Below are 2,157 nucleotides of genomic sequence, written 5' to 3' on the forward strand. Positions count from 1 at the left end.
CAAGCCGACCACGCTGGCGTCGCGGATCACCCGGCTGGGGCTGAAGAAGCCGAAGTGACGGTTGCCGATCGAGTCACGTGTCGCCAAGGTGCAGCTTGTCGGCGGCGGTTGACCTGGGGCGAGTTGTTTCTTTTTCGTCCGCCCCACGCTGGGCGACCTCCATACCCGGGCGTTGGGGCGTAGTTCGTAAGGCGTTTCCTGCGGCCGACTTACGACATCGCGGCAGGGAGTCAGTCCCGTTTGCCGGGGGTCGATTTGGGGCATCGTCCCAAACTGCCCATTTTGGGCCGGATTGACGTTGACAGATTTGAGGCGAAAGGGTGTGGTTGGAGGCTGAAGATACGAGGGGGGAGTCACCGTGTACAGGGAGGTTCACGGAAATGGCCAGATTACCTATTATCTCATGGATCGGGAACGCTGCGGCGGTTTGGGTAGGAGGATGGGGGGCGGTTTCTCGGCGGGCGCGGGCCGTCGGGTGCAGTCGGCAGGCGGTGTATGACCACGCCGCGAAGGTCGAACAGGCGGTGACGGATGCGGCAGGAGGTGGTGCATCGCGTGCGGACTTCCGCCAGCAGGTGCGGCAGCAGAGATTGCAGATTGCCGAGCTACAGCGGCGGCTGTCTGAGGCAATCGAGTTCTCCGAGGCCCAGCAGCAGCGGTTTGCTGCCACGGCCACGGCGATGGGGCTGAGCTATTCGCAAACGCGGGAATTGTTGGAGGTTGTCGCAAAAAAAAATGCCCCAGCCGTTCAAAGATCGCGCGGTGGGTGAAGGCTTGTGCGGTGGCGGCCGGACGGGTGTTGAAGGGCTTGGATGAGGCATCTGGCCGTTTGGTGAGAATCGGCTGCTTCGACGAGATTTTCTTCCATGGCAGGCCGGTATTGGTCGGTGTGGAACCGCACAGCATGGCGTGGGTACTGGGCCAGCAAGCGGCGGACCGTAGCGGCCGGACGTGGAGCCAGGCCCTGGAGGGCTTCGAGGAACTGGAGCAGGCCGTGGTGGACGGCGGGAGTGGAATGAGACGCGGCTTGAAGGAGTTTCAGGCCCAGCGGGAACGTGAGGGGAACACGAAAACGTTGGACGTAAGCCTGGACGTGTTCCATACGAAGCAGGACGCGCATCGAGTCCTGCGGCGGGCGTGGAAGCGGGTGGAGTCGGGGTGGGCGCGGGCGGAGAAGGCGGACCGGCGGATCCAAGAGGCGTGGCGACATGGAGGAGATCGTCGGGGCTTCGGCGGGACGGCGGCGAAGGCGTGGAAGCAGGTCGAGCAGTCCATGGAGCAGTACGACCGCATGGAGCGGGCGTGGAAGCGTATCGAGACGACCTTGGAGTTGTTTCGGCCGGACGGTCGGCTGAATGATCGGGCGTGGGCACAACAAGAGATCGCCTCGGCGGTGAAAGACCTCCTCGGCGACGCATGGGCGAAGGTGCGGCGGTCGTTGGCCAATCGGCGGAGCTTGACCTTTTTGGACCGGCTCCATCGGCACCTGGAACTGGCCGAGCCGCGTGAGGAACTTCGCGAAGCGCTTCTGCGGCGGTGGTGGCTGCGGCGGCAGTCCTCGTCGGATCCCACGGATGCCCCCGGTAGCGGACGCTGGTTGGCCGCCGAGTTGGTCCAGACGGAGTATTGCCGGAAGCTGGAGCCGAACTGGCAGGAGTCCTACCAGAGGGTGGTGGCAGTGTTGCGGCAGACGGTCCGGGCCAGCAGTGCCGTGGAGTGCATGAACAGCGTTCTCCGGATGCACCAAGGCCGGCACCGGACGGTCACCCAGCCGATGCTGGACCTGAAGCGGCTGTACTGGAACTGCCGGCCCTTTCGCAGCGGCAAGCGTCGGACCCGCTGTCCCTACGAGCATCTGGGCCTACCACTACCCACGACCGACTGGTGGGCCCTGCTGCAAATGAACCCCGTCGAATTGACGCAACAACTGTCAAGTTCCGGGGTTACGATTTGAGACGATGCCCAAAACACATCTGCGGGTGGGCATGAGCCGAAACATGCCAAGAAATCCGGCCTTTGCGGGCTTTCAGCCCGTTGACAACGCCGGTTTCTTCTGCTAGGGCTAGCAGTAGTCGCCGGGGGTGGTCCCAGGCCGGTCACGCTGGCTAGCAAGTTTCCGGGGGGTTTGCACCTAGAAACGGAAGAGCCGTTATGCCG

The 2,157-nt window shown here is 63.7% G+C and carries 2 protein-coding genes; both read left to right on the forward strand.

Features of this window, described 5'->3' with window-relative positions:
* Window positions 1–491 precede the first annotated feature (491 nt).
* On the forward strand, window positions 492–770 hold the full coding sequence (locus KKC91_12435; protein ID MBU0479354.1) for a hypothetical protein: 279 nt from the start codon (window positions 492–494) through the stop codon (window positions 768–770).
* 908 nt (window positions 771–1,678) lie between these two features.
* A complete protein-coding gene (locus KKC91_12440; protein MBU0479355.1) occupies window positions 1,679–1,954 on the forward strand; it encodes a hypothetical protein in 276 nt (91 codons plus the stop codon).
* Window positions 1,955–2,157 lie beyond the last annotated feature (203 nt).

This window comes from bacterium (assembly GCA_018812485.1).
Taxonomy (GTDB): Bacteria; JAHJDO01; JAHJDO01; order JAHJDO01; family JAHJDO01; genus JAHJDO01.